8 protein-coding genes and 2 tRNA genes are annotated in these 8019 nt (G+C 68.0%); 7 read left to right on the forward strand and 3 right to left on the reverse strand.

Going from position 1 to position 8019, the window contains the following annotated elements:
• Window positions 1–8: 8 nt before the first annotated feature.
• A complete protein-coding gene (locus tag AB0F81_RS34840) occupies window positions 9–644 on the reverse strand; it encodes an NAD(P)H-binding protein (protein WP_360204163.1) in 636 nt (211 codons plus the stop codon).
• 72 nt (window positions 645–716) lie between these two features.
• On the opposite strand from AB0F81_RS34840, the gene AB0F81_RS34845 reads away from it, so the two are divergent.
• Window positions 717–1379 carry a MerR family transcriptional regulator gene (locus AB0F81_RS34845; RefSeq protein ID WP_360204164.1) on the forward strand — a complete coding sequence of 221 codons (663 nt, stop codon included), beginning with the start codon at window positions 717–719 and terminating at the stop codon, window positions 1377–1379.
• A gap of 37 nt (window positions 1380–1416) precedes the next feature.
• On the opposite strand, the gene AB0F81_RS34850 is transcribed toward AB0F81_RS34845, so the two are convergent.
• Window positions 1417–1487, reverse strand: a tRNA-Gly gene (locus tag AB0F81_RS34850).
• A gap of 131 nt (window positions 1488–1618) precedes the next feature.
• On the opposite strand from AB0F81_RS34850, the gene AB0F81_RS34855 reads away from it, so the two are divergent.
• From AB0F81_RS34855 to AB0F81_RS34880, 6 genes are all read left to right on the forward strand, one after another.
• Window positions 1619–1692 (forward strand) — tRNA-Pro (locus AB0F81_RS34855).
• Between the two features lie 37 nt (window positions 1693–1729).
• Window positions 1730–3076, forward strand: coding sequence for a trigger factor (tig, locus tag AB0F81_RS34860; protein ID WP_360204166.1), 1347 nt, complete (start codon window positions 1730–1732; stop codon window positions 3074–3076).
• Window positions 3077–3282: 206 nt separating this feature from the next.
• Complete coding sequence (locus AB0F81_RS34865; RefSeq protein ID WP_360204168.1) at window positions 3283–3915, forward strand: ATP-dependent Clp protease proteolytic subunit; 633 nt, start codon at window positions 3283–3285, stop codon at window positions 3913–3915.
• A gap of 11 nt (window positions 3916–3926) precedes the next feature.
• A complete protein-coding gene (locus AB0F81_RS34870; RefSeq protein ID WP_360204170.1) occupies window positions 3927–4583 on the forward strand; it encodes an ATP-dependent Clp protease proteolytic subunit in 657 nt (218 codons plus the stop codon).
• A 218-nt stretch (window positions 4584–4801) separates the two neighbouring features.
• Complete coding sequence (gene clpX, locus AB0F81_RS34875) at window positions 4802–6094, forward strand: ATP-dependent Clp protease ATP-binding subunit ClpX (RefSeq protein WP_360204171.1); 1293 nt, start codon at window positions 4802–4804, stop codon at window positions 6092–6094.
• 330 nt (window positions 6095–6424) lie between these two features.
• Window positions 6425–7219: a carbon-nitrogen hydrolase family protein gene (locus AB0F81_RS34880; protein WP_360204173.1), complete on the forward strand. Its 795-nt coding sequence runs from the start codon at window positions 6425–6427 to the stop codon at window positions 7217–7219.
• A 17-nt stretch (window positions 7220–7236) separates the two neighbouring features.
• Here AB0F81_RS34880 and AB0F81_RS34885 read toward each other — a convergent pair whose 3' ends face one another.
• Window positions 7237–7452 carry a hypothetical protein gene (locus tag AB0F81_RS34885; protein ID WP_360204174.1) on the reverse strand — a complete coding sequence of 72 codons (216 nt, stop codon included), beginning with the start codon at window positions 7450–7452 and terminating at the stop codon, window positions 7237–7239.
• Between the last annotated feature and the right edge of the window lie 567 nt (window positions 7453–8019).

Consider the following 8019-nt stretch of genomic DNA (forward strand, 5'->3'; position numbering starts at 1 on the left):
GTCACCTGTCAAGCTCCGGCCCGCGTGATCGCCGATGTCCGCCGCCCGATGGAGCCCTCGTCCTCGGCGCTGTCCAGCAGCGCCCGCGCCAGATCCGACCGGCGCAACTGAGCCCTCAGCGGCAGCCGCAGGGTCTCGCCGACCGCAAGCCGCCCGCTCACCGGGCCGTCGACCAGCCGGGGCGCCCGGATGATCGTCCAGTCGAGAGCCGACGCGGTTATCGAGTCCTCGGCGCGCGACGCCTCGGGCAGCCGGTCCGGGCCGGCCAGCCGCGGCCAGAGCAGGCGGGCCGGCCGGGTCTGGGCGGCGGCGCTCGACCCGACCCCGACCGACGACACGGCGACGAGGCGGCGGACGCCGGCCGCCGTCATCGCGGCGACCAGGGTGGCCGTGCCGGCCGACCGCACGCTGCCCGCCGGCTGCCCCCGTCGCACGCCGAGTGCCGACACGACGACGTCCTGACCGGCCAGCGCGGTGCTCAGCGACCCGGGGTCGAGCACGTCGCCGACCACCGCCCGGACCCGGCCGGGCAGGGCGGCCCGGTCGGTGTCGCGCCGGATCAGGGCGGTGACCTGCCGGCCGCGCGCCAGCGCCTGTCGGATTACTTCCTGTCCGGTGCCTCCCGTGGCGCCGATCACCAGCATCGTTCTCTCCCGTTCCTCGAGCGACTAAAACGGATAGTAGGACTATCCACTATCCATGTCTAGGATGGCGGCATGCGGATGGCGGATCTGACGAGCCGGGCGGGCGTCTCCAGCGCGACCGTGAAGTGGTACATCCGGATCGGCCTGCTCCCGCGGGGTGAGTCCACCGCCCGCAACCAGGCCCGCTACGACGAGCGGCACCTGCACCGGATCCGCCTGATCCGGGCCCTGCTCGAGGTGGGCGGGCTCACGGTCGAGCAGACCCAGCAGGTGCTGGCCGCCGTCGACGACCCGGAGCGCGGCGCCGCCGACGTCGCGGCCGCCGCCCACGCGGCGGTCTCCCGGCGGGTCGCCCACCAGCACACCGCGGAGGCGCTGCCGGCCGTCGACCGCTACCTCGCGGCGCGGAAGTGGACCGTCGGCGAGTCCTCGCCGGCCCGTGCCGACCTGGCGGCCGTCCTCGCGGCGCTCCGCCTGCTGTCCGGCCCGATCGGCAACGACGACGCCAGCCCGGCGGCCGACGCCGACGCCGACATCGCGCGGTTGCTGGATCCGTACGCGGACGCCCTCGAACCACTCGCCCGCAGCGAGGTGGCCGGCCTGCCGCCGGCCGTCCATCGTGGCGAGCTGGCCGAGCGCATCGTGCTCGGCACCGTGCTGATGGACCAGGCGATCAGCGCCCTGCGGCGCCTCGCCCAGGAGAACGCCTTCACCGCCGCAGCCGACCGGAAATGACTCAGCCCAGGTCATGTGACCTGGGCTGATGCGAGAGAGCGGGCGACGAGAATCGAACTCGCGTAATCAGTTTGGAAGACTGAGGCTCTACCATTGAGCTACGCCCGCATGATCCCCGAGAACGTCCGGGGTTCGTGCACAGCTTACTGAATCATCTCCCGTCCGCGCGAACCGGATTCCCCAGCAGGTGACTCCAGCGCACACGCAGGCAAGCGGACCGCATACACTGGCCGACGCCACGGGGTGTGGCGCAGCTTGGTAGCGCACTCGCTTTGGGAGCGAGGGGCCGTGGGTTCAAATCCCGCCACCCCGACTGCCACCATCTATCCGCAGCAACAAGGAGTACGCCTGTGAAGAGCACCGTCGAGACTCTGAGCCCGACCCGGGTGAAGCTCGCCATCGAGGTGCCGTTCGACGAGCTCAAGCCGAGCCTGCAGAAGGCGTACCGGGAGATCGGCGCGCAGGTTCAGGTGCCGGGCTTCCGTCGTGGCAAGGTTCCACCTGCCGTGATCGACCAGCGGGTCGGCCGGGGCGCGGTCCTCAACGAGGCCGTGCAGGAGGCGATCCCGCAGCAGATCCTCGCCGCGGTCCAGGAGCACGAGGTCAAGACCCTGGGCCGTCCCGAGGTGGAGATCACCGAGTTCGCCGACAACGCGCCGCTGAAGTTCACGGCCGAGGTCGACGTCCGCCCGGAGATCACCGTCCCGGACCTCTCCGGCATCACCGTGACGGTTCCGGCCGTCGAGATCGGTGACAGCGAGATCGAGGAGCAGATCAACGGCCTGCGGGAGCGTTTCGCCACCCTGAAGACCGTGGAGCGCGCCGCTGCGGAGGGCGACTACGTCCAGCTCGACCTGAACGCGACCGTCGACGGCGAGGAGGTGCCGGGCGGCTCGGCCACCAACATCTCCCACGAGGTCGGCAGCAAGCAGCTGCTGCCCGGTCTGGACGAGGTGCTCGTCGGCCTCTCCGCCGGCGAGGAGGCCACCTTCACCACTCAGCTCGTCGGCGGCGACTTCGCCGGTCGCGACGCCGAGGTGAAGGTCGTCGTGCGCACCGTCAAGGACAAGCAGCTCCCCGAGATCGACGACGACTTCGCCCAGCTGGCGAGCGAGTTCGACACCCTCGAGGAGCTGAAGGGCGACCTGCGCGAGCGGCTCTCCCGGGTGAAGAAGGTCGAGCAGATCTACGCTGCCCGTGACGAGGCTCTCAAGCAGCTCGTGGAGGCGGCGAACATCCCGGCTCCCGAGGGCGTCGTCAAGGAGGAGGTCGAGGGCCGCAAGCAGGCCATGACCGACCAGCTGGAGCGGATCGGCGCGACCCTGGCCGACTACCTCGCCTCCGAGGAGAAGACCGAGGAGCAGATCGACCAGGAGCTGACCGAGGCGGCCCAGGAGGGCGTCCGGATCCAGCTGCTGCTCGACACCGTCGCCGACGCCGAGGACGTCCAGGTCAGCGACGACGAGTTCGGTCACGAGATCGTGCACCGGGCGCAGCGCGCCCAGATGCAGCCCCAGCAGTACTACGACCAGCTGGTCCGCTCGGGCGCCGCGGCCGCCGTCTTCGGCGACGTGCGCCGGGGCAAGGCCCTCGCCTCGGTGATGGAGCAGGTCACGATGAAGGACAGCGACGGCAACACGCTCTCCCTCGACGACCTGCGCAACGGCGACGACGAGCACGCCGGGCACAACCACTGAGAGAGATCAACCCCGCACGGCCACCGCGCAGCATTTCGCTGCGCGGTGGCCGTCGGCATTTCCCGGTACGGGTACGCGGGTGCGCTGTCAGCGAACAGTCCCCCGAGCGGGAAGCTGATGCGCATCCGACCAGTTAGGTTGGTCGTACGACGGACAACCTGCCGGCCGGATCGTTCGGCCGACACAGTCAGCTGTGAAGGGCTGCCATGACCGATCTCCACATCCCCGCGAGCCCCTCGCTGCGCCGGGGCGAATCACTCAGTGGCAACCTCGACGACTCGGTCTACAACCGCCTGCTGCGTGAGCGGATCATCTTCCTCGGCAGCGAGGTGACCGACGCGGTCGCCAACCGCATCTGCGCGCAGCTGCTGCTGCTCTCCGCCGAGGACCCGGAGGCGGACATCCACCTGTGGATCAACTCGCCCGGTGGTTCTGTCTACTCGGGCATGGCGATCTACGACACGATGCAGTTCATCGACAACGACGTCTCGACCGTCGGGATGGGCATGGCCGCGTCGATGGGGCAGTTCCTGCTCTGTGCCGGCACCCCGGGCAAGCGGTACGCATTGCCGCACGCGCGGATCATGATGCACCAGCCGTCCGGTGGCATGGGCGGCACCGCCGCCGACATCGCCATCCAGGCGGAGCAGATGCTTTACACCAAGCGCATGTTCCAGGAGCGGATCGCGTACCACACGGGACAGACTCCGGAGCAGATCGCGGCCGACTTCGACCGGGACCGCTGGTTCACGGCCACCGAGGCCAAGGACTATGGCTTCATCGACAAGGTGATCACCGGGGCCCAGCAGGTCCCCGACGGTGCCGGAACGCTGAACTGAGGAGCTGAACCATGACCGACCTGACCATGCCTCCCGGGTTCGCTCCGGTGCACAACCGCTACGTGCTGCCCTCGTTCTCCGAGCGCACCTCGTGGGGTGTCAAGGAGTCGAACCCCTACAACAAGATGTTCGAGGACCGGATCATCTTCCTCGGCGTCCAGGTGGACGACGCGTCGGCCAACGACGTGATGGCCCAGCTGCTGACGCTGGAGAGCACCGACCCGGACCGTGACATCCTGATGTACATCAACTCGCCCGGTGGCTCGTTCACCGCGATGACGGCCATCTACGACACCATGCAGTATGTGCGGCCCGACATCAGCACGGTCTGCCTCGGCCAGGCGGCCAGCGCCGCCGCGGTCCTGCTCGCCGGCGGCACGCCCGGCAAGCGGATGGCCCTGCCGCACTCGCGGATCATCATCCACCAGCCGGCCACCGAGGGTGGTTACGGCCAGGGGTCGGACATCGAGATCCAGGCCCGCGAGATCATGCGGATGCGGACTCAGCTGGAGGAGATGATTTCGCACCACTCCAACCAGTCGATCGAGAAGGTCCGCAAGGACATCGACCGCGACAAGATCATGACGGCGGACGAGGCCAAGGAGTACGGCCTGGTCGACGTCGTCCTGGCAACGCGTAAGAAGAGCCTGCAGACCGTCGGCGTCTGAAGCTGAATGTGCGATGTCAGGGGTCGGCCGGGCGACAGCTAAACTGGCCGACCCCTGACACGCCCGTTTTGGGGGGTCGGAGAACAGCCCCTTTGCGGGTAACGTCGAGTCCGCAGCCTCAGTTACGCGGGTCGGCGGACGATGAGATGGCAACGAGGCAATCCGTCCTCGGACACGGACCGGTTGACGGCCGGCCAACCAAAGCAAGGAGAACGTAGGTGGCACGGATCGGTGACGGTGGCGACCTACTCAAGTGCTCCTTCTGTGGGAAGTCGCAGAAGCAGGTCAAGAAGCTCATCGCGGGCCCAGGGGTCTACATCTGCGACGAGTGCATCGATCTCTGTAACGAGATCATCGAGGAGGAGTTGGCCGAGACCGGCGAGGTGAAGTGGGAAGAGCTTCCCAAGCCGATGGAGATCTGCCAGTTCCTGGACAACTACGTGGTCGGCCAGGAGCAGGCGAAGAGAGCCCTCTCCGTCGCGGTCTACAACCACTACAAGCGGATTCAGGCGGAGTCGAACGGCGCGCCCGGCGCGGGTAGTGACGTCGAGGTCGCCAAGTCCAACATCATGCTCATCGGCCCCACCGGTTGCGGTAAGACGCACCTGGCGCAGACCCTGGCCCGCATGCTCAACGTGCCGTTCGCGATCGCGGATGCCACGGCGCTCACCGAGGCGGGTTACGTCGGCGAGGACGTCGAGAACATCCTGCTCAAGCTCATCCAGGCGGCTGACTACGACGTCAAGCGCGCTGAGCAGGGCATCATCTACATCGACGAGGTCGACAAGATCGCCCGCAAGAGCGAGAACCCGTCGATCACCCGGGACGTCTCCGGCGAGGGCGTGCAGCAGGCGCTGCTCAAGATCCTTGAGGGGACGGTCGCCAACGTTCCGCCCCAGGGCGGCCGGAAGCACCCGCACCAGGAGTTCATCCAGATCGACACGACCAACGTGCTGTTCATCGTCGGCGGCGCCTTCGCGGGGCTGGACCGGATCATCGAGCAGCGGGTCGGGCAGAGCGGTGTCGGTTTCGGCGCCCGGCTGCGGTCGATCTCGGAGCGGAACACCGACGACATCTTCAGCAGGGTCATGCCGGAGGACATGCTGAAGTTCGGCCTGATCCCCGAGTTCATCGGCCGCCTCCCGGTGATCACTACGGTCCGCAACCTGGACCGGGACGCTCTCATCAAGATCCTCACCGAGCCGCGCAACGCCTACGTGAAGCAGTACCAGCGTCTCTTCGAGCTGGACGGCGTCGAGCTGGAGTTCGACGAGGGCGCGCTGGAGGCCATCGCCGACCAGGCCATGCTCCGCGGCACCGGCGCTCGCGGCCTGCGCGCGATCATGGAGGAAGTCCTCCAGAACGTCATGTTCGAGGTGCCCAGCAACCCCGACGCGGCCCGGGTCGTGATCACCCGCGAGGTCGTCGTGGAGAACGTGATCCCGACGATCGTCCCGCGCGAGTTCGTCGGCCGGCGTCGCCGTCCCGACCGCGAGGAGAAGTCCGCCTGATCAGCGGTTCTCACCAGCTCTTCCACCACCGCCGTCCCACTCGGGCCGGCGGTGGTGCCGTTTCAGCCCCGGCTGGCCGGGATCCAACCGCCACCGACGCTGGCCGGGATGTAACCGCGGCCGCACGCTGTGCCTGAATGCCGGCCAGGCGACGCGGATGCTGTGGAGCTGACTTGCGACCCGGGGGTGCTGGCCACGAGCGGGTTCCCTTGCCCGCGGCTGATGGGGGACAGCCGGCAGTAGTCGGTGACCGATGCATCAGCCTGCCTCGGGGCTGCGGCCAACTGCGGAGAAAGCCACGGGAGCTTCGTAGGCCGTACCCTCGAATTCATGCGCGTCGCCGTCTGCCAGCTGAACGCACGTGAAGACCGTGCCCACAATCTCACCGTCGCTCGTGGCCTGCTCGAGCGCGCCGCCGCAGGCGGCGCCGAGCTCGCGGTGCTGCCGGAATACGTGGACTTCCTCGGCCGGTCGGCCGACGCACCGAAACCCGAGCCGGTCGACGGCGAGTTCGCCGCCTTCTTCGCCGCGGCCGCCCACGAGCTGGGCATCTGGGTGCACGCCGGCTCGTTCCACGAGACCGGCCCGGACGAGAGCCGGACCTTCAACACGACCTTGCTGTTCGCGCCGGACGGCGCGCTAGCTGCCACCTACCGCAAGATCCATCTGTACGACGTGGAGATCGCGGGTCGCGTCTCCTACCAGGAGTCGCGTTCGGTGGCGCCGGGTGCGGAGACCGTGATCGCGGAGATCAACGGCGTCCCCACCGGTCTGAGCATCTGTTACGACCTGCGTTTCCCGGAGCTCTACCGCCGCCTCGCGGTGGCCGGCGCCAGGATCCTGGTGGTGCCGGCGGCCTTCATGCTGCACACCGGCCGGGACCACTGGGAGGTGCTGCTCCGTGCCCGCGCGATCGAGAACCAGTGTTACGTCCTGGCCGCGGGTCAGATCGGCGATCACGAGCCGGGCCGCACCTGCTTCGGCCGCAGCATGATCATCGACCCGTGGGGGACGGTGCTGGCTCAGGCGCCGGACACGGTCGGTGTCACCTTCGCTGACCTGGACCTGGAGCGGCTGGAGACCATCCGGGCCGAGCTGCCGAGCCTGGCGAACCGCCGGCTCTGATCAAGGTGTATCCGGCGTCACAGAGTCTCGACGAGATAGCTGACGACGGCCAGTCCGACCACGGCGCCGCCCACCAAGAGAAGTGCCCCTCCCATCCGGGAGGGGCCCCTCAAGAACAGCCGGTGCACCGAGACAGCCACGGTGACCAGCACAAGTAGGCCGATCACGATCTGCCAGAGCGGCACGATGAGGCTGAGGAACGCGTCGACCGCCAGCGTCTCGGATGCGTTCATGACGCCACTCTGTCACGGTTTCCTTCCTGCGTGTGCGACCGCGCCACTGAGGCGGGCATGGACGTCGATTTGCGGTCACCCACCCGTGTCCCGTAACTTCTTCTCTGCCCGCGGGAAACCGGTACGGACAGCCACGAAAGTGACAATCCGGAAGGTGGCCTCGGGGGCCGCGGAGGGCGAGCTATGCTTGACCTCAGCGCCGGGCGGTGCGGCAGGTGATTCAGACGGGCTGAAACAAGCCCCGCGAATTTGCAGCCGCGAGGCCGACCGGGTAGAGTGACACAGCCGGCAGGGAGCCGGGCGGATTGATCGGACAACGATCGTCGGCCGGTCTGCCAGAGCCACTCTTTCCCACCTAGGGAAACCACTTGGGCGAGGCCAGCAGGGACCCCGGTTCCTGCGAGGCGAAAACGACCAGGTAAGCTTGAACGGTTGCCTTGAGAGCGAGCCTCCGAGCGAGGTTCGGTTTCGATGTGCGGTTGTTCTTTGAGAACTCAACAGGGTGCTTGATAAGCCAGTGCCAATTATGGCAATACCCCGGCTCATCGTTTAGGCGATGGGTGGGAG

Source organism: Actinoplanes sp. NPDC024001, from assembly GCF_040638955.1.
Lineage (GTDB): Bacteria > Actinomycetota > Actinomycetes > Mycobacteriales > Micromonosporaceae > Actinoplanes.